This is a genomic window from Streptomyces sp. SPB162 (assembly GCF_029504575.1).
In the GTDB taxonomy this organism is placed as follows: Bacteria; Actinomycetota; Actinomycetes; order Streptomycetales; family Streptomycetaceae; genus Actinacidiphila.
The window spans coordinates 1,927,369-1,951,727 of the sequence record NZ_JAQFII010000001.1; the positions used below are offsets into that span (position 1 = coordinate 1,927,369).

Annotated in this window: 18 protein-coding genes and 1 pseudogene; 7 read left to right on the forward strand and 12 right to left on the reverse strand. The window is 72.4% G+C overall.

The genetic code is table 11. From position 1 onward, the window contains the following. Positions 1-83: 83 nt before the first annotated feature. The 3 genes from uvrB to M2266_RS08955 all read right to left on the reverse strand — a co-directional run bounded on the left by uvrB (position 84) and on the right by M2266_RS08955 (position 4,053). Complete coding sequence (gene uvrB, locus M2266_RS08945; protein ID WP_277437689.1) at positions 84-2,180, reverse strand: excinuclease ABC subunit UvrB; 2,097 nt, start codon at positions 2,178-2,180, stop codon at positions 84-86. A gap of 39 nt (positions 2,181-2,219) precedes the next feature. Next, complete coding sequence (locus tag M2266_RS08950; protein ID WP_277441116.1) at positions 2,220-3,020, reverse strand: MHYT domain-containing protein; 801 nt, start codon at positions 3,018-3,020, stop codon at positions 2,220-2,222. A gap of 76 nt (positions 3,021-3,096) precedes the next feature. Beyond that, positions 3,097-4,053, reverse strand: coding sequence for a hypothetical protein (locus tag M2266_RS08955; protein WP_277437690.1), 957 nt, complete (start codon positions 4,051-4,053; stop codon positions 3,097-3,099). A gap of 601 nt (positions 4,054-4,654) precedes the next feature. On the opposite strand from M2266_RS08955, the gene M2266_RS08960 reads away from it, so the two are divergent. Then, positions 4,655-6,172: an aminotransferase class V-fold PLP-dependent enzyme gene (locus tag M2266_RS08960; protein WP_277437691.1), complete on the forward strand. Its 1,518-nt coding sequence runs from the start codon at positions 4,655-4,657 to the stop codon at positions 6,170-6,172. 113 nt (positions 6,173-6,285) lie between these two features. Further along, complete coding sequence (locus tag M2266_RS08965; RefSeq protein ID WP_277437692.1) at positions 6,286-6,870, forward strand: methylated-DNA--[protein]-cysteine S-methyltransferase; 585 nt, start codon at positions 6,286-6,288, stop codon at positions 6,868-6,870. A gap of 31 nt (positions 6,871-6,901) precedes the next feature. Here the strand turns inward: M2266_RS08965 and M2266_RS08970 are convergent, their stop codons facing one another. From M2266_RS08970 to rpsA, 5 genes are all read right to left on the reverse strand, one after another. Next, positions 6,902-7,369 (reverse strand): cupin domain-containing protein, encoded by a 468-nt coding sequence (locus M2266_RS08970; protein ID WP_277437693.1) that lies wholly within the window; start codon positions 7,367-7,369, stop codon positions 6,902-6,904. Between the two features lie 23 nt (positions 7,370-7,392). Beyond that, positions 7,393-7,758 (reverse strand): tetratricopeptide repeat protein, encoded by a 366-nt coding sequence (locus M2266_RS08975; RefSeq protein WP_277437694.1) that lies wholly within the window; start codon positions 7,756-7,758, stop codon positions 7,393-7,395. 103 nt (positions 7,759-7,861) lie between these two features. Beyond that, a complete protein-coding gene (gene coaE, locus M2266_RS08980) occupies positions 7,862-8,461 on the reverse strand; it encodes a dephospho-CoA kinase (protein WP_277437695.1) in 600 nt (199 codons plus the stop codon). Positions 8,462-8,543: 82 nt separating this feature from the next. Continuing rightward, positions 8,544-9,479, reverse strand: coding sequence for a PAC2 family protein (locus M2266_RS08985; protein WP_277437696.1), 936 nt, complete (start codon positions 9,477-9,479; stop codon positions 8,544-8,546). 156 nt (positions 9,480-9,635) lie between these two features. Beyond that, positions 9,636-11,147 carry a 30S ribosomal protein S1 gene (gene rpsA / locus M2266_RS08990; protein ID WP_277437697.1) on the reverse strand — a complete coding sequence of 504 codons (1,512 nt, stop codon included), beginning with the start codon at positions 11,145-11,147 and terminating at the stop codon, positions 9,636-9,638. Between the two features lie 319 nt (positions 11,148-11,466). Between rpsA and M2266_RS08995 the strand changes: the two genes are divergently transcribed. Together M2266_RS08995 and hrpB are read left to right on the forward strand one after the other, a co-directional pair. Further along, positions 11,467-12,285 (forward strand): class I SAM-dependent methyltransferase, encoded by an 819-nt coding sequence (locus tag M2266_RS08995; RefSeq protein ID WP_277437698.1) that lies wholly within the window; start codon positions 11,467-11,469, stop codon positions 12,283-12,285. Positions 12,286-12,335: 50 nt separating this feature from the next. Beyond that, on the forward strand, positions 12,336-14,876 hold the full coding sequence (hrpB, locus tag M2266_RS09000) for an ATP-dependent helicase HrpB (RefSeq protein ID WP_277437699.1): 2,541 nt from the start codon (positions 12,336-12,338) through the stop codon (positions 14,874-14,876). Positions 14,877-14,924: 48 nt separating this feature from the next. Here hrpB and M2266_RS09005 read toward each other — a convergent pair. The 3 genes and pseudogenes from M2266_RS09005 to M2266_RS09015 all read right to left on the reverse strand — a co-directional run. Continuing rightward, positions 14,925-15,869: pseudogene (locus M2266_RS09005) on the reverse strand (DUF3068 domain-containing protein); the annotation flags it as partial. Positions 15,870-15,925: 56 nt separating this feature from the next. Further along, the gene (locus M2266_RS09010) at positions 15,926-16,060 is read right to left on the reverse strand and encodes an SPW_0924 family protein (RefSeq protein ID WP_269272374.1); all 135 of its coding nucleotides are present in this window, start codon (positions 16,058-16,060) and stop codon (positions 15,926-15,928) included. A gap of 181 nt (positions 16,061-16,241) precedes the next feature. Beyond that, positions 16,242-17,546 carry a hypothetical protein gene (locus M2266_RS09015; protein ID WP_277437700.1) on the reverse strand — a complete coding sequence of 435 codons (1,305 nt, stop codon included), beginning with the start codon at positions 17,544-17,546 and terminating at the stop codon, positions 16,242-16,244. A 138-nt stretch (positions 17,547-17,684) separates the two neighbouring features. Here M2266_RS09015 and M2266_RS09020 point away from each other — a divergent pair, with 138 nt between their 5' ends. Beyond that, positions 17,685-18,551 (forward strand): DUF4184 family protein, encoded by an 867-nt coding sequence (locus M2266_RS09020; protein ID WP_277437701.1) that lies wholly within the window; start codon positions 17,685-17,687, stop codon positions 18,549-18,551. Here M2266_RS09020 and polA read toward each other — a convergent pair. Further along, a complete protein-coding gene (gene polA / locus M2266_RS09025) occupies positions 18,482-21,220 on the reverse strand; it encodes a DNA polymerase I (protein ID WP_277437702.1) in 2,739 nt (912 codons plus the stop codon). The genes M2266_RS09020 and polA overlap by 70 nt on opposite strands. A 124-nt stretch (positions 21,221-21,344) precedes the next feature. Here polA and M2266_RS09030 point away from each other — a divergent pair, with 124 nt between their 5' ends. Together M2266_RS09030 and M2266_RS09035 are read left to right on the forward strand one after the other, a co-directional pair. Beyond that, positions 21,345-23,633, forward strand: coding sequence for an FdhF/YdeP family oxidoreductase (locus tag M2266_RS09030; protein WP_277437703.1), 2,289 nt, complete (start codon positions 21,345-21,347; stop codon positions 23,631-23,633). A 75-nt stretch (positions 23,634-23,708) separates the two neighbouring features. Then, complete coding sequence (locus tag M2266_RS09035; RefSeq protein ID WP_277441117.1) at positions 23,709-24,182, forward strand: hotdog fold thioesterase; 474 nt, start codon at positions 23,709-23,711, stop codon at positions 24,180-24,182. Positions 24,183-24,359 lie beyond the last annotated feature (177 nt).

Sequence of the window (24,359 nt, forward strand, 5' to 3'; positions counted from 1 at the left end):
CTCTCACCCGTCACCGGACTGTGTGCGGTTGTCCCGCACCCTAACAAGACGTTGTGACAGCGCACTCCGGTTCGCTCCAGGGGTTACGCGATACCGGCCTCGCGCATCTGGCGCAGCTCCTTCTTCAAGTCCCCCAGCTCGTCACGGAGTCGGCCCGCGATCTCGAACTTCAGCTCGGCCGCGGCGGCGTGCATCTGCGCCGTGAGCTCGGCGATCAGGTCCGCCAACTCCTCGGCCGGCAGGCTCTTGGACACCCGCTTGCCGCCCGCCTTGGACGACAGTCCCGGCACCGGGGCCTTGCCCCGCGAGCGCTGCCTGCCGGAGCCCAGCAGCTCCTCGGTGTCCGCGTCCTCGCGCGCGAACGAGTCGAGGATGCCCGCGATCTTCTTGCGCAGCGGCTGCGGGTCGATGCCGTGCTCGGTGTTGTAGGCGACCTGCTTCTCACGGCGCCGGTTGGTCTCGTCGATGGCCTGGGCCATCGCCGGGGTGACCGTGTCGGCGTACATGTGGACCTCACCCGACACGTTTCGGGCCGCACGGCCGATGGTCTGGATCAGGGAGGTGCCCGAGCGGAGGAAGCCCTGCTTGTCCGCGTCCAGGATCGCCACCAGCGACACCTCGGGGAGGTCCAGGCCCTCACGGAGCAGGTTGATGCCGACCAGCACGTCGTACTCGCCGGCCCGCAGCTCGCTCAGCAGCTCCATCCGGCGCAGCGTGTCGATGTCGCTGTGCAGGTACCGCACCTGGATGCCGAGCTCCAGCATGTAGTCGGTGAGGTCCTCCGACATCTTCTTGGTGAGGGTGGTGACCAGCACCCTCTCGTTCCGCTCGGTGCGCAGCCGGATCTCGTGCACCAGGTCGTCGATCTGCCCTTCGGTGGGCTTGACGATGACCTGCGGGTCGACCAGCCCGGTCGGGCGGATGATCTGCTCGACCGCGCCGTCGCCGCGCGACAGCTCGTACTTGCCGGGGGTCGCCGACAGGTAGACGGTCTGGCCGATGCGCTCCAGGAACTCCTCCCACTTCAGCGGGCGGTTGTCCATCGCGGACGGCAGCCGGAAACCGTGGTCGACCAGGGTGCGCTTGCGGGAGGCGTCGCCCTCGTACATGGCGCCGATCTGCGGCACGGTGACATGCGACTCGTCGATGACCAGGAGGAAGTCCTCCGGGAAGTAGTCGATGAGCGTGTTCGGGGCGGTGCCCGCCTCACGGCCGTCCATGTGCCGCGAGTAGTTCTCGATGCCGGAGCAGCTGCCGATCTGCCGCATCATCTCGATGTCGTACGTGGTCCGCATGCGCAGCCGCTGGGCCTCCAGCAGCTTGCCCTGCCTCTCCATCGTCGCGAGCGTCGTCTCCAGCTCCTTCTCGATCCCCGCGACGGCGCGCTCCATGCGCTCGGGCCCCGCCACGTAGTGGGTCGCCGGGAAGACGTACATCTCCCGGTCGTCGCTGATGACCTCGCCGGTGAGCGGGTGGAGGGTGGACATCGCCTCGATCTCGTCACCGAACATCTCGATGCGGACGGCGAGCTCCTCGTACACCGGGAAGATCTCGATGGTGTCGCCCCGCACCCGGAAGGTGCCCCGCTGGAACGCCAGGTCGTTGCGGGTGTACTGGATGTCCACGAACTTGCGGAGCAACTGGTCGCGCTCGATCGTGTCACCGACGCGGAGCCGCACCATGCGGTCGACGTACTCCTGCGGGGTGCCGAGGCCGTAGATGCAGGAGACCGACGCGACGACGACGACGTCGCGACGGGTCAGCAGGGAGTTGGTGGTGGAGTGGCGCAGCCGCTCGACCTCCTCGTTGATCGAGGAGTCCTTCTCGATGTAGGTGTCCGTCTGGGGGACGTACGCCTCGGGCTGGTAGTAGTCGTAGTACGACACGAAGTACTCGACGGCGTTGTTCGGCAGCAGCTCGCGGAACTCGTTCGCCAGCTGTGCCGCGAGGGTCTTGTTGGGCGCCATGACGAGCGTCGGGCGCTGGAGCCGTTCGATCATCCACGCCGTGGTCGCCGACTTTCCGGTGCCGGTCGCGCCGAGCAGGACGACATCCTTCTCACCTGCGCGGATGCGCCGCTCCAGCTCCGCGATGGCGGCCGGCTGGTCACCATTGGGCTGGAAGGGGCTGACGACCTCGAAGGGCGCCACAGTACGTTCGATGTCTGATACGGGCCGCATGGAACCACCGTACGGCCCCCCACTGACAAACCACGGGGATCACCTCGGGCGGCGGCCGTGGGCGGGGTGACGGACCGGCTCGCGGACCAGCTCGTACCCGGACTGCCGGGAGACAGCGGGCGGGTCCAGCGCCACCACGACCCCGGCCAGGAACAGGAACACCACCGGGCCGATCAGGACCGGCGCCAGGATCGCGGCGGGCGAGGCGCCGCCCAGGCCGCCCGCGATCCCCGAGTCGTGCAGATGCACTCTGAGCGCGGCCATGCCCGTGTAGTGCATGCCGGTGACCGCGACGCCCATGATCAGGCTGGCCCCGATGCTCGCGGCGAACCCCTTGACCGAGACGGCGGCCCACAGGGCCGCGGTGGCCGCCGCCACCGCGACGCCGATCGACAGGTACACCGTCGAGGTGTTGTAGGCGAGCTCCGCGTCCAGCTTCATGCCGGCCATGCCGAGGTAGTGCATGGCGGCCACCCCGACACCGGTGATCGCGCCGGCGGCGAGCAGGACCGGTGCGCCGCGGCCGAGGAACCCGACCAGGAAGACGCCGGCGCCGACCACCGCGATGGCCACCGCGAGGCTCGCGAAGGTGATCGACTTGTCGTAGTTGATCTCCACCTGGTCGACGGTGAACCCCATCATGGCGATGAAGTGCATCGTCCAGATGCCCGAACCGATCGAGACGGCGCCCAGGGCGAGCCAGCCGGCCCGCCGCGACCGCTCCATCACGAGCGCCCGGACCGTGCAGCGCAGCCCGAGGGCGGCTCCTAAGCAGGCCATGATGTAGGCCACCACCGGGGTGATCCAGCCGTACGTGAATCCGTCGACCGTTCCGTACATGCCGTCCACGGCGGGCCCCCTCCGACGCATCGAGGTGGCACACGATAGGACGAACGGGGGAACGCCTGACCGAGTTTCAGATTCCCTTTACCGACCCGTGATCCGGATGCACGGTGACCCGGTCGAGCGGCCCGTGCGGCCCCGAGGACAGGGCCGCCCGCAGCGCCGCCACGACCAGCGCGGGACTCGTCGTCAGCGCCTCCGGCGGCACCCGGACGACCCGCAGGCCACAGGTGTGCAACCGGCCGTCGCGGGCCGGCGATCCGATCTCCAGGACCACCCCTTCGCGCGCCCAGTAGGCGTCCGGCTTCGCCAGGAAGACACCGTCCAGGCGGAGCTCGGGCCGCCAGAACGGGGGCCGCGTTCCCGTGAGCGCGGCGAGCGAACGCACCTGGCCGCCGAGCGGGCGGCGCACCAGTCCGGGGACCGAGAGCTCCCGCAGCGCCTCGTCGATCCCGGACCTGCGGGCCGGCGGGACGCGGCGCAGCTCACCCGCCAGTTCGGCCGGGTCGACCCCTCGGTCGCACACCAGCTCACGGAGGACCGCGCGCACCCACTGCGGGTCACACGACGCCCGGACACCGTCCCCCGCGGCCCGAACCAGGGGCGCGAGGGGCAGTTCGTCCACCACTTCGCGACCCGGGAGGATGCGCGCGTGGTGGACCCGCACCCAGGTGTGCGTCCTGAGCGCGCGACCGGCCGGCACAAGGACGTCGACCACCCGTACCTCGGCGGGCACCACGACCTCACGCACCCCGTGCAGGGCCAGCGCCGCGATCCCCGTCAGTTGCGCCTGCGCCGCCGGGTAACCGGCGTAGGCCAGGGCGGCACGGCAGCGCTGCCAGGCGGACAGCGCACCCCGCCGCAGCACCACCACTCCGGGCAGCACCCGCTGCCACGGGCCGCCCGGCCCGCAGCGCTTGCGCAGCGCCACCTCCGACACCCCGATGCCGGACAGCTGGCCGACCGCCACCACCTGCCGCTGGTCGCGGGCGAGGATGCGCAGTGCCTGGGTGTAGTCGTTTCGCGTCATGCCGGTCCCCTCCCCCACCGGAAGCGGTCAACTACCCGCTGTGACAAGGCTGTCGAAGAGCGGCACCCGCGCGGGTGACCGCTGCGGGCCGCGCTGACGAGCTTGCGGACGGGCCTGCGGACGGGCCTGCTGGCCAGCCGAGGAGGGGGCGTACCGACGGGCCGGGCCGACGGCGCGGGCTGGCAGGCGCGGGGCGCCGGCGTGGGCTGGCGGATCCGCCCGAGGGGTTAGGCCGTGTCTGACACATACCGGCGTCCGCCCGGAGGGCGGGGCCCGGGGCGTCTGGTGCGTGTGATCGCACGGCGGAGGGTCGCCCCTGTACTGGACGTACCGGGGCGGGCCCGACAACTGGGGGCCCCTCCCAGCGGTAGCTGGGGGAGAGCGCGCGTGCCAGACGTCCCGGGCCAGGCGGGATCTGTCAGACACGGCCTAGGGCGATGGGTTCGACGACGGGCCCGGCCGAGGTCCGGCCGACGGGGTCCGGCCGAGGTCCGGCCGACGGGTTGGTCCGCCGGCGTGACCGCCGGCAGTGGCGCTCGTTACGATCATGGTCCGGTGCGAGATCTGGGCCTTGTGACGACGAAAGGCCCGACGCGCCGCCATGACCCACCCTTCGCGTGACCACACCCTCGCTCACTCCGGTGAAGAGACCCTCCTGCTGGACCACGTAGCACCCGCGGCGCATCCCAAGGTGGTGCGGGATGAACTCATCGCGGCGGCGGAGTGGGTGTCCCAGTACCTGAGCGACCTCGTGACAGCCCCGGTGAGCCGTCCGGTGCCCGCCCGGCAGCGCGCCCTGCTGCGCAACGCCTCGCTCGGCCGCACCGGGAGTGAGCTGGGCCGCGTCCTGGACTTCGTGCGGGAGGACATCGCGCCGTTCCCCACCGGGAACGGTCACCCCGCGTTCTTCGCCTGGATCAACTCCCCGCCCGCACCCGCCGGCCTCATCGCCGAACTGCTCGGCGCCGCCATCAACGCGACCTGCGGCATGGGCGAGAACGCCCTCATGGACCTGGAACGCGGCGGCGTCCGCATCCTCGCCGACCTGGCCGGTCTCCCGGTCACCGCGGGAGGGGTCCTGACGAGCGGCGGCTCCATGGCCAACCTGCTCGCCCTGGCCACCGCCCGCACCTGGTTCCTCAACCGACGCGGCTCCGGCGACGGCCCCGCCTACGACCGGGACCACGCCCGCCTCACCCTCTACTACAGCGCCCAGGCCCACATGTCCGTGGCCAAGGCCGCCGCCTGCATCGGCATCCCCGCCCACCGCCTGCGTCCGATCACCAGCGACCCGCAGCACCGCCTGGACCCCGACGCGCTGCGCGCCGCCGTCGACGCCGACCAGGCGGCCGGGCTCCTGCCGTTCTGCACCGTCACGACGCTGGGCACCACCGCGACCGGGGCCGTCGATCCCCTCGAACCGGTCACCGCCCTGTGCCGACGGGTCGGGATGTGGCACCACGCCGATGGGGCCTGGGGCGGACTCGGTGCCGTCGTCCCCGCCATGGCGCCCCTCTACGAGGGCGTCGCAGGTGTCGACTCGCTGACCGTGGACCCGCACAAGACCCTCAGCGTGCCGGTCGGCTGCGGAGCACTCCTGGTCACCGACCCGGAGCACTTGCACACCGCCTTCGCCCACCGCGCCTCGTACCTCACCGCCTGCGAACCGGACACGCTGCCCTGGCTCTCCCACGCCACCATCGAACTCACCCGCCCCGGAACCCGCGCCCTCGCCCTGTGGGCGACCCTCCAGCACCTCGGACGTGACGGAATCACCACCCTGATCGAGCACTACCTGACCCTCGCCGACCGACTGCGCGAGAAGATCACCGCCAGCCCCCGGCTGGAACTGCTGGCCGGCGGCCCCTGGCCGGTCGCCTGCTTCCGTCTCACCGATACCACCGGCTCCGACCCCGACGCCCTCCACACCCGCGTCGCCCACCACGTCCAGACGGCCGGGCGGGCCTACCTCGCCACCGTCACCGTCGACGGTCGCACCGTCCTACGGGCCTGCCTCTGCAACTACCGCACCACCGAGAGCGACCTCGACCTGCTGCTCCACGAAGTGCTGCACGCCGCCGACCGCGACCGTGAAGCGCAGGTCCGCCCCCCGCGCTGACGCATGGTCATCAACGACCAGCGACGGGCCGTTCCGTTCGCCGTTCCGTTCGTGTTCCCGGTGCTGTCGCAGGGTGGACGTCCGCTGTCAGTGGCCCGGCATACGCTGACGGTATGACGAACACCGAGCCGCGCGATGTGGCCGAGGACGTGGCGGACCGCCCCGCCACGGTGGTCTGGACGCGGATGGACACCCCGATCGGCCCGCTGCTGCTCGCCGCGACGGCCCAGGGTCTGGTCAGTGTGGTCTTCCGGGCCGACGACGAGGTGACGGAGGCCTTCCTGGAGCGGCTGGGGCGCCGGCTGGGCATGGTCCCGGTCGAGGAGTCCGGGGAGTCCGGGCGGCTCGCCCCCGCCGTCGCCCAGCTCCGGGCGTACTTCGCCGGGGAGCTGCGCGACTTCACCCTCGACCTGGACTGGTCGCTGACCGCCGGCTTCAACCGCCGCGTCCAGCGCGAGCTCGCCACCGGGGTGCCGTACGGCTCGGTCGTCGGCTACCAGGACCTCGCCGACCGCGTCGGCGAGCCGGGCGCCGCCCGCGCCGTCGGCACCGCCATGGGCGCCAACCCGCTGCCGATCGTCGTCCCGTGCCACCGCGTCGTGGAGAGCAACGGGGGCATCGGCGGCTTCGGCGGCGGCCTGGAGACGAAGCGCACGCTGCTGGCTCTGGAAGGCGTGCTTCCGGCGCCCCTCTTCTGACGGCGGGAACGGGGCTGCGGCGCCACTCCGGTCAGGGGCAGCCGGGGTTGGCTGCGTCGACCGACAGCGCGTCGCCCTCGGGCACCAGGTACGTGACGTACAGGACGACCGGCACCGTCCCGAGATTGCGCCCGTTGTGCACCTTGCGGGCGCCGTCCGGCTCGATGAAGGACTGACCGGCGCTGCTGCGCTCGACCGAGCAGTCCGCCAGCGTCCTCGTCAGCGTGCCCGCCTGGACGACCGCGATCAGCGGCCCCTGGTGGTAGTGCCAGCCGGTCTCACCGCCGGGCGCGATGGTGATCGTGCGCACCACGACGTCGGTGCGCCCCTTGGTTTTGATCTTCAGGCCCTCGGCGGAGGTGCCCTTGGCCAGCACCGTCGCCGTCACCCCGCTGCCCGGCGTCGCCAGGGCCGCCGACGGCAGCAGCCCCAGCGCCGCCACACATCCCGTCACCGCCGCCGCTCTGCGGATCCGGCTCAGCCGCTTGCCGTCGTCCATGTACGGGGTCCCTTCCGAACGGTTCAGCGATCGTCGAAGCGGGCCGCCTCGACGAAGTCCGGTCGCGGATCGAGCGCGGCCGCCAGCCGGAAGTGCCGCAGCGCCTCGTCCGGGCGGTTGGCGCGCTGCAGAGTCCGGGCGAGCGCGAAGTGGGCGAAGGCGTTGTCGGGTTCCCGTTCGAGAACTATCTGGAACTCGAGCTCGGCCGGGCGGAGTTGGGCGGCGGCGAAGAAGGCTCGGGCCCGCAGCAGGCGCGCGGCGGTGTTCTCCGGATGGGCGGCGATGACCGAGTCCAGCAGCTTCACCGCTCCGCGCGGGTCACGGGCTTCCAGCAACTGCTCCGCGGCACGGAAATCGATGACGTGGGTCTCAGGGGTCTGCTCGGGCACAGCCGCCTCCCTTCCTGGTTCGGGTGACGACTGATCGTCGGCACAGACATACCCAACGCGGTCCCCGGCAATCGCATTCCGGGCCGTCGGGCCGGGCCGGCCGCTACTGCCCGACGCGCTCGCGCAACTGCTGCCAGACCCGTTTGACCTGCGGTTCGAGCGCTTCCAGGGGGCCGTCGTTGTCCAGCACGACATCGGCGATGGCGAGCCGCTCCTCGCGGGTGGCCTGGGCCGCCATCCGGGAGCGCGCCTCGCTCTCGTCCATGCCGCGCAGCCGCACCAGGCGGTCGAGTTGGGTGTCGGGGGACGCGTCCACCACCACGACCAGCTCGTAGAGCTTGGCCAGCCCGTTCTCGGTGAGCAGCGGCACGTCATGGATCACGATGTCGTCCGGGCCCGCGGCCGCCTCCAGCTCCGCCGACCGGCGGCCCACGAGCGGGTGCACGATCGCGTTCAGGGCCCGCAGCCCGGCGGGGTCGGCGAAGACGATCGAGCCCAGTTTCGGGCGGTCGAGCGCGCCGTCGCCGGTCAGCACCTCCGCGCCGAATTCGGCCACCACGGCGGCCAGTCCCGGCGAGCCGGGTTCCACGACCTCACGGGCGATCTTGTCCGCGTCCACCACGACCGCCCCGTACGACGCGAGCAGCCGTGACACTTCGCTCTTGCCGGCGCCGATTCCACCGGTCAGGCCCACCTTCAGCATGCCGCCACCCTAGAGCCTGCCCGCACGCGCAGGAGTGGCCGGTCGAAAGATCGACCGGCCACTCCCCCACGTCTCGGCGCGCTCAGCTGCCGTCGTCCTCCCGGTCCGCGAGGAACCGTTCGAACTCGGCCCCGAGGTCGTCGGCCGACGGCAGGTCGACCGGCTCGGCGATGAGGCTCTCCCGGGTCATCGAACCGGCCACCGCGTCGTACTGGCTCTCCAGCCCGCGGACGACCGAGACCAGCTCGCCGTCGCCCTCCGCGACCTGGCGGTCGATCTCGCCGCGCACCGTGTGCGCCTCGGCGCGCAGCGCGTGCGCCACCTCGGGCAGGACCAGGCCGGTGGCTGCGGTGATCGCCTCGAGGACGGCGAGCGCCGCGTCCGGGTACGGGGAGCGCGACAGGTAGTGCGGCACGTGGGCGGCGACGCCCAGGACATCCCGGCCCGCTTCGGCGAGCCGCAGCTCGATGAGGGATTCGGCGCTGCCGGGCACCGTCGCCTCGTCGAACCAGCTGCGGTGGCCGGGCATCAGGTCCACCCGGTTGCCGTGCGGGGTCAGACCGACCGGGCGGGTGTGCGGCACGCCCATCGGGATGCCGTGGAAGTTGATGGCCAGCCGCACGCCGAGCCGTTCGACGATCTGCAGCACGGCCGCGGCGAAGCGCTCCCACTCGACGTCCGGCTCGGAGCCGGTCAGCAGCAGGAAGGGCGTCTCCGTGGTGTCACGGACCAGGTAGAGGGCGATCTCCGGCGCCTCGTACCCCGACCAGTGGTCGCGCTCGAAGAGCATCAGGGGCCGGCGCGCGCGGTAGTCGACCAACCGGTCGGCGTCGAACCGGGCCACCAGCTGGTTGTCGAGCCGGTCCAGCAGCTGCTCCGCGATCTGCTCGCCGGTGTCCCCCGCGTCGATGTACCCCTCCAGGTGGTACAGCAGCACGGGGCCGGCCTCCCCGACCGCCTCGTCCACGGCCTCGGCGCCGCCCGGCACGAATTCGTACAGCCCCTGCGGATCCAGCACTGTGATCGTTCCTCCTCGTTCTTCCTCCTCGGAAACGTGCGAGGAGCTGGGAGCATTCCCGCAACCGGGTCCGCTTCACCCCCGACAACGCGGAAGGCCCGCTCCCCTCTCGGGGAACGGGCCTTCCGTCCGTACTGCTACCTGCGGGTCAGAGCGTCAGCTCTGGCCGCCGGCCAGCTTCTCGCGGAGCGCGGCCAGGGCCTCGTCCGACGCCAGGGCGCCGGAGTTGTCGTCCGACTCCGAGGAGTAGGAGCCACCGCCGCCACCGAGACCGGCGGAGCTGGCGGCGCCGGCGGGAGCCGCAGCACCCTCGGCCTCCGCCTTCTCGTCGGCCTCGCGGGACTTGATGACCTGGGCCTGGTGCTGCTCGAAGCGGGTCTGGGCCGTGGCGTACTGGCCTTCCCACTCCTCGCGCTGCTTGTCGAAGCCCTCGAGCCAGTCGTTGGTCTCGGGGTCGAAGCCCTCGGGGTAGATGTAGTTGCCCGCGTCGTCGTACGAGGCAGCCATACCGTAGAGGGTCGGGTCGAACTCGACCGAGGCCGGGTCGGCACCGAAGGACTCGTTGGCCTGCTTCAGCGAGAGGCTGATGCGGCGGCGCTCGAGGTCGATGTCGATGACCTTGACGAAGATCTCGTCGTTGACCTGGACGACCTGCTCCGGGATCTCCACGTGGCGCTCGGCCAGCTCGGAGATGTGGACCAGGCCCTCGATGCCCTCGTCGACGCGCACGAACGCTCCGAACGGGACGAGCTTGGTGACCTTACCGGGAACGACCTGGCCGATCTGGTGCGTCCGGGCGAACTGCTGCCACGGGTCTTCCTGCGTCGCCTTCAGTGACAGGGAGACACGCTCGCGGTCCATGTCGACGTCGAGGACCTCGACGGTGACTTCCTGGCCGACCTCGACAACCTCGGAGGGGTGGTCGATGTGCTTCCAGGACAGCTCGGAGACGTGCACGAGACCGTCGACGCCGCCGAGGTCCACGAACGCACCGAAGTTGACGATCGAGGAGACGACGCCGGAGCGGACCTGGCCCTTCTGCAGGGTCGTGAGGAAGGTCTGGCGGACCTCGCTCTGGGTCTGCTCGAGCCAGGCACGGCGGGACAGGACCACGTTGTTGCGGTTCTTGTCCAGCTCGATGATCTTGGCCTCGAGCTCCTTGCCCACGTACGGCTGGAGGTCGCGGACGCGACGCATCTCGACGAGCGAGGCCGGCAGGAAGCCGCGGAGGCCGATGTCGAGGATGAGACCACCCTTGACGACCTCGATGACGGTACCGGTGACGATCCCGTCTTCTTCCTTGATCTTCTCGATGGTGCCCCAGGCACGCTCGTACTGAGCGCGCTTCTTCGAGAGGATCAGGCGGCCTTCCTTGTCCTCCTTCTGGAGAACAAGGGCTTCGATCTCGTCGCCGACCTTGACGACCTCATTGGGGTCGACGTCGTGCTTGATCGAAAGCTCGCGGGACGGGATGACGCCCTCGGTCTTGTAACCGATGTCGAGCAGGACCTCGTCCCGGTCGACCTTTACGATCACGCCTTCGACGATGTCGCCGTCGTTGAAGTACTTGATCGTCGCATCGATCGCTGCGAGGAAGTCTTCCTCGGAACCGATGTCGTTGACCGCCACCTGCGGGGTGGTGCGCGTTGCCTCGGTGCTGCTCGTCATATGGGGAAGGGCTCCGGTACGGACAGAAGTTGTAGGTACTGCTACGCCAGGACCCGTGATCGCACCGCCGAAGCCGGACAGCCGCGAGGCGGACCTTCCAAAAAACGATTCGGAGAGTCGCCTCGAGGACCGAGGGGAAACAACCAGTGCGAGCGCAACCTGCTACGTCTGAGGTGCGCAGGCCCGCAGCGCAACTTGTAGCATACGGGGGCAGCCAGACAGGGTCAATGCGCGAAGGGCACACCGGGGGCGGAACAGCCCAGATCCGGCTCAAGTCTCCCCGTCACAGGTCCAACCAGAGAGTACGACGACAACCGCGATGAGCCAAGGACCCGAACCAGAAGCCACCCGGCGTACCGCCGGTGTCACGGAAAGCAGCCGGGCGAACCGCGGGTGGTGGGACCGGAACGCCGACGAGTACCAGGTCGAGCACGGAGCGTTCCTCGGCGACGGGAACTTCGTCTGGGGGCCCGAGGGCCTGGACGAGGCGGACGCCGGGCTGCTGGGTCCCGCCGCGGACCTCGCGGGCCGGGCGGTGCTGGAGATCGGCGCGGGCGCGGCGCAGTGCTCGCGCTGGCTGGCGGCGCGCGGCGCGCGCCCGGTGGCCCTCGACCTCTCCCACCGGCAGCTGCAGCACGCGCGCCGGATCGACGAGGAGTCGGCGGACGGCGGCTTCCCGCTGGTCCAGGCCGACGCCGGGACGCTCCCCTTCGCGGACGGTTCCTTCGACCTGGCGTGCTCGGCGTACGGCGCGCTCCCCTTCGTCGCCGACCCGGAGCGCGTGCAGCGCGAGGTGCACCGCGTGCTGCGGCCGGGCGGGCGCTGGGTCTTCTCCGTCACCCACCCGATCCGCTGGGCCTTCCCGGACGAGCCGGGCCGCGAGGGGCTGACCGCGGTCTCCTCCTACTTCGACCGCACCCCCTACGTCGAGCAGGACGAGCGCGGGCTGGCCGAGTACGTCGAGCACCACCGCACCCTCGGCGACCGGGTCCGGGAGATCGCCGCGGCCGGCTTCCGGCTGGTCGACCTCGTGGAGCCGCCCTGGCCGGAGTGGAACACCCAGGAGTGGGGCGGCTGGTCGCCGCTGCGCGGGAGCATCCTGCCGGGCACGGCGATCTTCGTGTGCGTGCGGGACTGACGGCCCCTGCTGAAGGCTCGCGGCCTGACCGACGGGGGCACACTGGGCGGGTGATCCGCACCGGCTCCCTCGACCTGCCCGTACAGACCGTCGTACCCGCCCTGCTGCGGGCGCTCGACGAGCGGGGCTGCGCCGTGCTCGCCGCCCCGCCCGGCACGGGGAAGACCACCCTCGTCCCGCTCGCGCTGGCCGGGCTGCTCCCGGAGTACGGGCCGGCCCCGCACCGGGTGCTGGTGGCCGAGCCGCGCCGGATGGCGGCGCGGGCCGCCGCCCGGCGGATGGCATGGCTGCTCGGCGAGGGTGTGGGCGGCCGGATCGGCTTCACCGTGCGCGGCGAGCGGAAGGTCTCGGCGGAGACGGTCGTCGAAGTGGTGACGACCGGGGTGCTGCTGCAGCGGCTGCAGCGCGACCCGGAACTGCCCGGCGTCGCCACCGTCGTGCTGGACGAATGCCACGAGCGGCATCTGGACGCCGACACGTCGATGGCCTTCCTGCTGGATGTACGGGCCGCCCTGCGCCCGGAACTGCGGGTCGTCGCGGCCTCCGCCACCTCGGACACCGCGGCCTGGTCCGCGCTGGTCGGGGGCGAGGACGGCGCCGCCCCCGTAGTCGAGGCGCAGGGGGTCCTGCACCCGGTCGCGGTGGAGTGGGCGCCGCCGGGCCGCCCGGTGCGGCCGCCGCACGGGATGCGGGTCGATCCGGCGCTGCTGGAGCACGTGGCGGCGGTGGTGCGGCGGGCCCTGCGCGAGAAGGAGGGGGACGTGCTGTGCTTCCTGCCGGGTGTCGGGGAGATCGCGCGGGTCGCCGGGATGCTGGGTGGACTCGACGTGGAGGTGCTGCAACTGCACGGCCGGGCGCCGGCCGCCGTGCAGGACGCGGCGCTCGCGCCGGGAACCCGCCGCCGGGTGCTGCTGGCCACGTCGGTGGCCGAGTCGAGCCTGACCGTGCCCGGGGTGCGGATCGTCGTGGACGGCGGGCTGGCCCGCGAGCCGCGGGTGGACCACGCACGCGGCCTCGACGCGCTGACGACGGTGCGGGTCTCGCACGCGTCGGCCCGTCAGCGGGCCGGGCGCGCCGGGCGCGAGGGGCCGGGAACGGTGTACCGCTGCTGGTCGGAGGCGGACGACGCCGGACATCCGCGCCGGGCCGCGCCGGAGATCGCCGTCGCCGACCTCACCGCCTTCGCGCTGCAGTCGGCCTGCTGGGGCGACCCGGACGCCGCCGGTCTCGCGCTGCTCGACGCGCCTCCGGCGGGCGCGATGGGCGCGGCCCGCGAGGTGCTCCTCGCGGTCGGCGCGGTCTCCGCCGACGGGCGCGCCACCGACCGGGGCAAGCGGCTCAGCCGCATCGGCGTGCACCCGCGGCTGGCCCGCGCGCTGCTCGACGGGGCCCGCGCGGTCGGTGCGCGCCGGGCGGCCGAGGTCGTGGCGCTGCTCAGCGAGGAGCCGCCGCGCGACTACGGCGACGACCTGGCCGCCGCCTGGCGGCAGGCCCGGCGCGGCGGCGACGGGTACGCGGCGCGCTGGCGGGCGGAGGCGGGGCGGCTGGAGTCGTCGCTGCGCCAGGCCGGGGCGGCCGGCGGATCGGACGGTTCCGGGGGTGACGACGCGGCCGCCGGGCTGGTGGCCGCCCTCGCCTTCCCCGAGCGGGTGGCCCGGGCGCGCGGCGCCGGCACGTACCTGATGGCGTCCGGAACCGCGGCGGAACTGGGAGCCGGCTCCCGGCTCGGCACGCCCGGCTGGCTCGCCGTCGCGGTCGCGGACCGGCCGGTGGCGGCCGTCTCGGCGCGGGTCCGGCTGGCCGCGGTGATCGACGAGGCGACCGCCCGTACGGCCGCGGCCCCGCTGTTGGCGGCGGGCGAGGAGGTGCGCTGGTCGGACGGCGACGTGGTGGCGCGGAGCGTGGAACGGCTGGGCGCCGTGGAACTGACGGCACGTCCGCTGCGCTCGCCGGACCGGACGCTGCTGCGCGCCGCCGTCGCCGAGGGGCTGCGGCGCGAGGGCACCGGGCTGCTGCGCTGGTCACGGGACGCGCAGGACACCCGCCGCCGACTGGCGTTCCTGCACCGGGAGCTGGGCGCGCCGTGGCCGGACGTCTCGGAGCAGGCGCTGCTGGACGGGATGGACGACTGGCTCGGGCCCGAGCTGGCGGCGGCCCGCCGTCGCGCGGATCTGGAACGTGTCGACGCGGGCGGCCCGCTGGGCCGGCTGCTGCCGTGGGGCGGCGGGGCCGCCGCCCGGTTCGGCGAACTCGCCCCGGAACGGATCGAGGTGCCCAGCGGCTCACGGATCCGGGTGGACTACGAGGGCGACCAGCCGGTGCTGGCCGTCAAGCTCCAGGAGCTGTTCGGCTGGCAGGAGACACCCCGCATCGCGGGCGGGCGCGTGCCGCTCCTCGTCCATCTGCTCTCCCCGGCGGGACGGCCCGCCGCCGTCACCGCCGACCTCGCGTCGTTCTGGCAGGGCGGCTACCGCTCGGTCCGTGCCGAGCTGCGCGGCCGCTACCCCAAGCACCCGTGGCCCGAGGACCCGTCGACCGCCGCGCCCACCCGCCGGACGAACCAGCGACCCGCCGGGGGCCTCAGGCGATGACCGGCTGCGGGTCGGGATCCGGTGCGCGCAGCGCGTCGAGCGGGGGGCCGGATCGGCGGGGCGGCGGCCGCGCGCCTCCAGCAGCAGGCTCAGCGCGAGCAGCGCGACGCCCAGGACGAGGAAGCCCCAGGGGAGGTAGCTGGTCAGCAGCAGGACGAGTTGGCGCTGGGACTTCACCAGGTCGACGGTGGAGTCGATGTAGTCCTCGCGCATCTTCACGTCGCCGGAGAAGACGGTCACCGGCTTGGTGTCGGGCGCCTGCGGGAAGCGCAGCTCCTCGCGGTGGACCTCCTCGCCGTTGACGGGGGCGCCGGTGGTCGGGTCGACCCAGAACTTCCGCACGGTGGTGTACCAGCGCTCCACCGAGCCGCCGAGCGAGTCCTCGGTGACGCCGCCGGGCATCTTCTTCGGCAGCGGGACCTTCACCCAGGGGACGGTCTGCTCGAAGTAGTAGACGGACAGGCCGCGGAAGTTCTGCGTCGCCTTGTAGTGGATGGGCGCGGACGTCCGGGACTGCGCGTCGAAGTAGAAGTAGTCGCGCTTCTCGGTGAGGAACGGGAACTTGAACTCGACTCCCTCACGGTGCACCGGGTCGCCGTCCACGCTCTCGCTCGCGATGTGGACCGGGTCCTGGGTGTGGGCGTCGAAGACGTACCGCTCGGGGATCTCCGAGACCATCTTGCCGTCCGGGCCGGCCACGAAGGACAGCGCGTCCCAGACCACGACGTCGCGGCCGGTGTCCGCCTTGACCCTCTTGGCCTCCGCGACATTGCCCTTGAGCGTCTGGACGATGCTGAGCTTGGGGACGATCTGCGGCTTGAGCGAGAGGTAGTCGACGAGGAGGGTGGCGTTCCTCGCCTCCAGGACCACCGACTGGTACTCGTTGGCCGGCACCTTGGCCAGCCGCGGGAAGGCGTACCAGCGCATCAGGGGCGACAGGGTCGCGAAGAAGACGGCGAAGGCGAGCAGCACCAGGCTGGACTTGCGGCGCATCGGGACGCTTCCCCTCCTTTGTGGCTGTGGGTGACGAGCTCGGGTCGCGGCCGGTGTTACGGGTGGCTCGGAATCGTGGTCAGCAGCGGCTTCGGTGAGGTCTTGCCGGCGGGAGACCCGACCAGGGTCATCCCGAAGACACACACGAGAGCAACGGCGAGTCCGATGGCTGCGGCGATCAGAGCGCGCACGGCGGACCTCCTGGTGGACGACGACGTCGGCTGGGCCGGGGCACCGTAGCAATCCGGGGATCAGATGAGAACAGGTTCTACCGATCGAATGCGGCCACGCCGGGAACGGGTGGGGTCGCGACGCGAACGAGCCCGGTCCCGCCGTGAAGGCGGGGCCGGGCTCGGGGTGTTCGCAGAACGGTCAGCCGGCCGCGGGGGCCGCCGGGCTCGTCGACGCAACCGCGCTCGGACTCGCGGCCGCCGTCGTGGGAGTCGCGGTCGGGGTGGGCGTCGGGGACGTGCTGGGTGTGGGGCAGGTGCCGTCGGTCGGCGAGGGAGTCGGCGTCGGGGTGCCGGTCGGCGTGGGCGTCGGGGAGGCGGACCCGCTCGGAGTGGGCGTCGGCGTCGGGCAGCCCGGGGTGGGGGTCCCGGTCGGTGTCGGGGTGGGCGTGCCGGTCGGCTTGGGTGTGCCGGTCGGCTTGGGCGACGGCGAGGCGGTGCCGCTCGGCGTGCCGGTGGGCGTGCCGGTGGGTGTCCCGGGGCGGGTGGTCGGCGGGGCCTGCGGGACGGTGGCGGTCGGCGACGGCGAGGCGGAGCCGGTGGCCGTGGGGGACGGACTCGTACCCGGCTTCGGCCCGGTGGTGGCGGGCGGCGGGGTTCTCGGGCCGGCGCCGGTGCCCGGTGTGCGGCCGCTGTTCGGGACCGCGACGGCCCCCTGGTCCTTGAAGTGCTGGTACCAGGCCCTGACGGTGTGCAGGTAGTCCTGGGAGTGGTTGTAGCCGAGGATCGCGCGGTCGATGTCCACGGAGACCGACAGGTCGCGGCCGTCGGCGCACAGGTAGTGGCCCGCGGCGAGGGCGGCGTCGTAGACGTTGTTCGGGTTCTTCACGCCGTCCGCGTTGCCGTCGGCTCCCCAGCTGGCCCAGGTGGACGGTATGAACTGCATGGGGCCGACCGCGCGGTCGTGGACGGTGTCCCCGTCGTAGGCGCCACCGTCGGTGTCCGAGATGTTCGCGAAGCCGACACCGTTCAGCACCGGACCGAGGATCGGCTTGTACGTGGTGCCCCGTGCGTCGACGGCTCCGCCGTCGGCCTGGCCGGACTCGACCTGCCCGATCGCGGCGAGCAGTTCCCACGGCAGCTTGCACCCGGGGTCGGAGGCCGCGACGGACAGCTGCGCCCTGCGGTAGGCGTCCAGCACCGTGCCGGGCAGGCCCGTGCCGCCGGTGTCGATGGCGGTGCCGGTGGAGCCGGTGGGTGTGGGGGCCGTGGTGCCGCCGGCGGCCAGGCCGCTGGGGTCCTCGGGCGGCAGGGCGCTGTAGAACGGCGACCCGCCGTCGATCTGCGGGCCGGGTGGCGGCTCGACCGCGGTGCGCGCGAGGCGCTCCGCCTGGGCGAAGCCGGGTGCCTGTGAGGCGCTGAGCGCCGCGACCGCCAGCGCGGCGACCGCCGTGCCCGCCGCGCCGCGGCGCATCGCGCGCAGGCGCCGTCCGTATCGCGCTGCCATGTTCGCGGTCCCTCCCACGTACGTGATGAGCGCGTCACCGCGCCGCAACCCCACGGACCCTACGGGAACTTTTCGCGCGCATCCACCGTGCGTTACTCCGCATACTGGACGGCAGGGAAGACGTCACGAGGGGGATTGATGCCGTTCACCTTGAGCCACGCGGCAGCGGTACTGCCGGTGCTGCGCCGGAACGGAACCGCCCGGGGGCCGCTGCTCGCGGGGGCGCTCGTCACGGGTTCCTTCTCCCCGGACATGCCGTACTTCGCCGCTTCTGTGGTGTCCGGAGTCTTCCGGTTCGGCCGGGTGACGCACGCGCCGGTCGCGGTCCCGACGCTCGATCCGCTGATCGCCGCGGCGCTGGTGGGCGTCTGGCTCTTCCTGCGCGACCCGCTGCTGGCACTGCTGCCCGAACGGTGGCAGGGGCGGGCCGGGACGCTGTTCGGCGGGGAGCGCCGGCCGTGGTCGGCGCGGGTGGTGGTCTGGTTCTGGCTCTCCGCGACGATCGGCGCGGCCACCCACGTCGCGTGGGACGCCTTCACCCACCACGACCGGTGGGGGGTGCGGATGCTGCCGGTGCTGGACACCGTGGTGCACGAGGAGCCGCTGTACCAGTGGCTGCAGTACGGCAGTTCGGCGGCGGCGCTGCTGGTGCTGGCCGTCTTCACCGTCCTGGCGCTGCGCGCCGCCCCCCAGGGGCCGCCGCCCGCGCGCCTGCCGCGGCTGACGGCCGGCGGACGCTGGGGCGCGGTCGCGCTGATGGCCGGCTGCGCGGTGGCGGGCTCGACCGTGCGCCTGCTGCGCGAGTACGCCCACAGGACGCCGGAGTCCCTCCCGGAGATGATCCCCACGGCGGCGTTCGGCGCGGGAGCGGGGCTGGCGGGCGGCGCGCTGCTGTACGCGGCCGCCGCCCGTCTGCGCCACCGCAGGCGGCTCCGTCAGTGGGCCGCGGACTCCCAGTCCCTGCCGACGCCCACCGAGACGTCGAGCGGAGCGCGCAGCGGGTAGGCGCCTGCCATCTCGCGGCGCACCAGCTCCTCGACGCGCGTCCGTTCGCCCGGCGCGACCTCCACCACGATTTCGTCGTGCACCTGGAGAAGCATCCGCGAGGTCAGCTTCTCCTCGGTGAGCGCCTCGCCGACCCGGAGCATCGCGAGCTTGACGATGTCGGCGGCCGAGCCCTGGATCGGCGCGTTGAGCGCCATCCGCTCGGCCATCTCGCGGCGCTGCCGGTTGTCGCTGTTGAGGTCGGGCAGGTAGCGGCGGCGGCCCAGGAGCGTCTCGGTGTAGCCGGTGCCGCGTGCCTCCTCGACGACGCGCTGCAGATAGTCCCGCACACCGCCGAACCGCTCGAAGTACGTCTCCATCAGCGCGCTCGCCTCACCCGGGGTGATGGCCAGCTGCTGCGACAGGCCGAACGCGGACAGCCCGTAGGCCAGCCCGTACGACATCGCCTTGATCTTGCGGCGCATCTCGGCGTCCACCGCGTCCTTGGGAACGCTGAAGACGTGCGAGCCGACGGTGGTGTGCAGGTCCTCGCCGGTGTTGAACGCGTCGATCAGGCCCGCGTCCTCCGACAGGTGGGCCATCACCCGCAGTTCGATCTGGCTGTAGTCCGCGGTCAGCAGCGACTCGAAGCCCTCGCCGACGACGAAGCCCCGGCGGATCTCGCGGCCCTCGTCCGTGCGGACCGGCACGTTCTGCAGGTTGGGGTCGGTGGACGACAGCCGGCCGGTGGCGGCCACGGTCTGGCTGAACGAGGTGTGGATCCGCCCGTCGGGCGCGACCGTCTTGATCAGGCCCTCGACCGTCACCCGCAGCTTGGCCTGCTCCCGGTGCCGCAGCATGATCACCGGCAGCTCGTGGTCGGTCTGCGCGGCCAGCCACGCCAGAGCGTCGGCGTCCGTGGTGAACCCGGTCTTGGTCTTCTTCGTCTTCGGCAGGCCCAGCTCCCCGAACAGCACCTCCTGGAGCTGCTTGGGCGAGCCGAGGTTGAACTCGTGGCCCACCGCCGCGTGCGCCTCGGCCACCGCCTGCTGCACGGCGTCGGCGAAGCGCTGCTCCAGCCGCTCCAGATGGGCGCGGTCGGCCGCGATCCCGGACCGCTCCATCTGGGCGAGCAGCGCCGACGTCGGCAGCTCCACGTCCCGCAGCAGCCCCGTCGCCCCGTCCTGCTCCAGCCGGCCGATGAACGCCGCGCCGAGGTCCAGGACCGTGCGCGCCTGCACCATCAGCGCGTCCAGCGCGGCGGAGTCCTCCTCCTCGTCGCCGAACGCCAACTGCCCGCTCACCGCGCCGGGGGGCGCCAGCTCACGGCCCAGGTACTCCACCGACAGCGCGTCCAGGGCGAACGAGCGGCGGCCGGGCTTGATCAGGTACGCGGCGAGCGCGGTGTCCATGCTGACGCCCGCGACCGTCCAGCCGTGCTCGGCGAAGACCCGCATCACGTTCTTCGCGTTGTGCAGCACCTTGGGGCGGGCGGCGTCCGCGATCCAGGCCGCGAACACCTGCTCGTCCGCCTCGCCGAGGCGCGCCGGGTCGAACCACAGCGCGGGACCCTCGGCCCCGGCCAGCGCGACCTGGGTGACGGTGCCGCTGCCCAGCGCCCACGTGTCGACGGTGGCCATGCCGAGCGGCTCGTCGGCGTGCCCTTCCAGCCACACGCCCAAGGCGCCGTCGACGAGCTGCGCGCCCTCCACGGCGACGCCCTCGGCGACCTCGGCCTCTTCCTCCTTGGCGCCCGGATCCGCCGCGAACAGCCGGTCGCGGAAGTTCTGGTTACGGAACTCCAGGGTCTCCAGCACGATGTTCAGCGCGTCGCGGTCGTACGCCACGCGCTCCAGCTCCGCCGGGCCGCACGGCAGCTCGACGTCACGCACCATCTCCGTCAACCGGCGGTTGAGCTTGACCGCGTCCAGGTGCGCGCGCAGGTTCTCCCCCGCCTTGCCCTTGACCTCGTCCGCCCGTTCCATCAGCGCCGCGAACGACCCGAACTGGGTGATCCACTTGGTGGCGGTCTTCTCCCCCACCCCGGGGATGCCGGGCAGGTTGTCCGACGGGTCGCCGCGCAGCGCCGCGAAGTCCGGGTACTGCGACGGCGACAGGCCGTACTTCTCCTCGACCTTCGCGGGCGTGAACCGGGTCAGCTCCGAGACGCCCTTCGTCGGGTACAGCACCGTCGTGTGCTCGCTGACGAGCTGGAACGCGTCCCGGTCGCCGGTCACGATGAGGACGTCGAACCCCGCGGCCTCCGCCTGCGTGGCCAGCGTGGCGATGATGTCGTCCGCCTCGTACTTCTCCACCGCGAAACGCTGGACGCCCATCGCGTCCAGCAGCTCGCCGATCAGCTCCACCTGGCTGCGGAACTCGTCGGGAGTCTTGGAGCGGGTCGCCTTGTACTCGGGGAACTCGTCGAACCGCCACGTCTTGCGGGAGACGTCGAAGGCGACGCCCAGGTGCGTCGGCTTCTCGTCACGCAACGTGTTGGCCAGCATCGACGTGAAGCCGTACACGGCGTTCGTCGGCTGGCCGGTGGCGGTGTTGAAGTTCTCCACCGGCAGGGCGTAGAACGCCCGGTACGCCAGGGAGTGCCCGTCGAGCAGGAGCAGCCGCGGCCGTCCTCCCGCCGCGGGTGCCGTGCCGGTCGCTTCGCTCGTCTTCGATGCCTTTGCTGCCACGTCCTCGATACTCCCACGCCCCACTGACAAGCCCCGCCAGCCCCCGCCGGCCCCCGTCACGGCCCGGCACCCGCTCCGCGACGCGCCGGCTCGCGTGTCCGCGCGGCGTGGCAGGATCGGACACATGGCAGCGAAACCCCCCGCGGGCGACCCCGTACAGGACGCACCCGACGTCACAGCGCCGCAGCACTCGGCCGCGGGCCTGCCCGCGGTCGCGCACACCCTGCGGATGGCCCGGCAGCAGATGGGGGTGCGCCGCACCGCGCTCACCCTGCTCAAGGTCAACCAGAAGGACGGCTTCGACTGCCCCGGCTGCGCCTGGCCCGAGCCCGAGCACCGCCACAAGGCCGAGTTCTGCGAGAACGGCGCCAAGGCCGTCGCCGAGGAGGCGACGCTGCGCCGGGTCACGCCCGACTTCTTCGCCGAGCACCCGGTCTCCGACCTGGCGCGGCGCAGCGGCTACTGGCTGGGCCAGCAGGGCCGCCTCACCCAGCCCATGTACCTGGCCGAGGGCGCCGACCACTACGTGCCGGTGCCCTGGGAGCGGGCCTTCGACATCGTCGCCCAGGAGCTGCACGCGCTCGGATCACCCGACGAGGCGGTGTTCTACACCTCCGGGCGCACCAGCAACGAGGCCGCCTTCCTCTACCAGCTCTTCGCCCGCCGGCTGGGCACCAACAACCTGCCGGACTGCTCCAACATGTGCCACGAGTCCTCGGGCTCCGCGCTCACCGAGACCATCGGCGTCGGCAAGGGCAGCGTGCTGCTGGAGGACCTGTACCGCGCCGACCTCATCATCGTCGCCGGGCAGAACCCGGGCACCAACCACCCCCGGATGCTCTCCGCCCTGGAGAAGGCCAAGCAGCGGGGCGCGCGGATCGTCACCGTCAACCCGCTGCCCGAGGCCGGCCTGGAGCGTTTCAAGAACCCGCAGAACGCCCGTGGCCTGGCCGGCTCCGGCACCGCGCTGACCGACCTGTTCCTGCAGATCCGGCTCGGCGGGGACCAGGCGCTCTTCCGCGCCCTGAACCGGATGATCGTCGAAGCCGGCGCCGTCGACCGCCCCTTCATCGACGAGCACACGCACGGCTACGAGGACTTTGCCGCCGCCGCGCGCACCACCGACTGGGACGAGGTGCTGCGCGCCACCGGCCTGGAACGCGCCGACATCGACCGGCTGCTCGCCATGGTGCTGGACGCGAAGAGCGTCGTCGTGTGCTGGGCGATGGGCCTGACCCAGCACAAGCACGCCGTCCCCACCATCAAGGAGGTCGTCAACTTCCTCCTGCTGCGCGGCAACATCGGCCGCCCCGGCGCCGGGGTGTGCCCGGTGCGCGGCCACAGCAACGTGCAGGGCGACCGCACCATGGGCATCTTCGAACGCCCCGCCCCCGCGTTCCTGGACGCGCTGGAGAAGGAGTTCGGCTTCGCCCCGCCCCGCGAGCACGGCCTGGACGTCGTGCGCGCCATCCGCGCGCTGCGCGACGGCACCGCGAAGGTCTTCTTCGCCATGGGCGGCAACTTCGTGTCCGCCTCCCCCGACACCGCCGTCACCGAAGCCGCGATGCGCAACGCGGCCCTGACCGTGCACGTGTCGACGAAGCTCAACCGCTCGCACGTCATCACCGGGTCGCGCGCCCTGATCCTGCCCACCCTGGGACGCACCGAGAAGGACACCCGGGCAGGCCGCGAGCAGTTCGTCACCGTCGAGGACTCCATGGGCATGGTGCACGCCTCCCACGGCTCCCTGCGGCCCGCCTCCCCGCACCTGCTGTCGGAGACCGCGATCGTCTGCCGCCTCGCCCGCGCCACCTTCGGCGACGACACCGCCGTCCCATGGGCCGCCCTCGAAACCGACTACGACCTGATACGCGAGCGAATATCCCGCGTCGTGCCGGGCTTCGACGACTTCAACACCAAGGTCCGCCACCCCGGCGGCTTCACCCTGCCGCACGCCCCGCGCGACACCCGCACCTTCCCCACCGCCACCGGCAAGGCCAACTTCACCACGTCGCCCGTCGAGTACCCGGCCGTCCCCGAGGGCCGGCTGCTGCTGCAGACGCTGCGCTCGCACGACCAGTACAACACCACGATCTACGGGCTCGACGACCGCTACCGGGGCATCAAGGGCGGCCGCCGCGTCGTCATGGTCAACCCCGCCGACGCGGACGCCCTCGGCCTGCCCGACGGCTGCTACGCCGACCTCGTCGGCGAGTGGACCGACGGCACGCAACGCCGCGCCGAGGGCTTCCGCGTCGTGCACTACCCCACCCCGCGCGGCTGCGCCGCCGCCTACTACCCGGAGACGAACGTCCTGGTGCCGCTCGACCACACGGCCGACATCAGCAACACCCCGGCGTCGAAATCGGTGGTCGTCCGCCTGGAGCGGACCGCCCCGGTGCACGGATCATGACTACCGTCAGGTAGAAAGTTGACCAGTACACCGATTGACCGACCCCACCGAACGATGACGATCGGAGCCGGCCGCATGGGCGAGCAGACGAGCACGCAGTTCCCACAGGAGATCCTGGCGCAGTGGTCCGGCCTCGGCCTCGACCTGCCCGCCCTCTTCTCGGCCGGCCACCTCGGCGACCGCATGGGCATCCAGATCACCGAGGCCTCCCCCGACCGCGTCGTCGGCACGATGCCCGTCGAGGGCAACACCCAGCCCTACGGCCTGCTGCACGGCGGCGCCTCCGCCGTCCTCGCCGAGACGCTCGGATCCGTCGGCGCGATGCTGCACGGCGGCCCCGGCAAGCTCGCCGTCGGCGTGGACCTCAACGCCACGCACCACCGCGGCATCCGCTCCGGCAACGTCACCGGCGTCGCCACCCCCGTCCACCGCGGCCGCTCCTCGGCCACCTACGAGATCGTCATCACCGACGAGAACGACAAGCGGGTCTGTACCGCCCGCCTCACCTGCATGCTGCGCCCCGCCAGCCCCGGCGCCACCACGGTCTGACCCACCGGCCGGGCCCGCACCGTTGTCGCGCGGGCCCGGAGGCCCTAGCGTTTTCTGCAGGGGGTCGGCCATGGCGGCAGCAGGGATCCGGCACGCGCCGCACCCGCGTGCGCCCGCCCGCGCCCCGGCACCGTCCGCCCCGCCACATCCGCCCGCCCCCGCACCCGGGCCGCCCGA

What these genes read in the sequence shown, in the direction of transcription:
- M2266_RS08960 (WP_277437691.1), top strand. Translation starts at nt 4,655, where the DNA reads ATGACCCACCCTTCGCGTGACCACACCCTCGCTCACTCCGGTGAAGAG.
- M2266_RS09035 (WP_277441117.1), top strand. Translation starts at nt 23,709, where the DNA reads ATGGGCGAGCAGACGAGCACGCAGTTCCCACAGGAGATCCTGGCGCAG.
- M2266_RS08995 (WP_277437698.1), top strand. Translation starts at nt 11,467, where the DNA reads ATGAGCCAAGGACCCGAACCAGAAGCCACCCGGCGTACCGCCGGTGTC.
- uvrB (WP_277437689.1), bottom strand. Translation starts at nt 2,180, where the DNA reads ATGCGGCCCGTATCAGACATCGAACGTACTGTGGCGCCCTTCGAGGTC.
- M2266_RS08955 (WP_277437690.1), bottom strand. Translation starts at nt 4,053, where the DNA reads ATGACGCGAAACGACTACACCCAGGCACTGCGCATCCTCGCCCGCGAC.
- coaE (WP_277437695.1), bottom strand. Translation starts at nt 8,461, where the DNA reads ATGCTGAAGGTGGGCCTGACCGGTGGAATCGGCGCCGGCAAGAGCGAA.
- M2266_RS09030 (WP_277437703.1), top strand. Translation starts at nt 21,345, where the DNA reads ATGGCAGCGAAACCCCCCGCGGGCGACCCCGTACAGGACGCACCCGAC.
- M2266_RS09015 (WP_277437700.1), bottom strand. Translation starts at nt 17,546, where the DNA reads ATGGCAGCGCGATACGGACGGCGCCTGCGCGCGATGCGCCGCGGCGCG.
- M2266_RS08965 (WP_277437692.1), top strand. Translation starts at nt 6,286, where the DNA reads ATGACGAACACCGAGCCGCGCGATGTGGCCGAGGACGTGGCGGACCGC.
- M2266_RS09020 (WP_277437701.1), top strand. Translation starts at nt 17,685, where the DNA reads ATGCCGTTCACCTTGAGCCACGCGGCAGCGGTACTGCCGGTGCTGCGC.
- M2266_RS08970 (WP_277437693.1), bottom strand. Translation starts at nt 7,369, where the DNA reads ATGGACGACGGCAAGCGGCTGAGCCGGATCCGCAGAGCGGCGGCGGTG.
- M2266_RS08950 (WP_277441116.1), bottom strand. Translation starts at nt 3,020, where the DNA reads ATGTACGGAACGGTCGACGGATTCACGTACGGCTGGATCACCCCGGTG.
- rpsA (WP_277437697.1), bottom strand. Translation starts at nt 11,147, where the DNA reads ATGACGAGCAGCACCGAGGCAACGCGCACCACCCCGCAGGTGGCGGTC.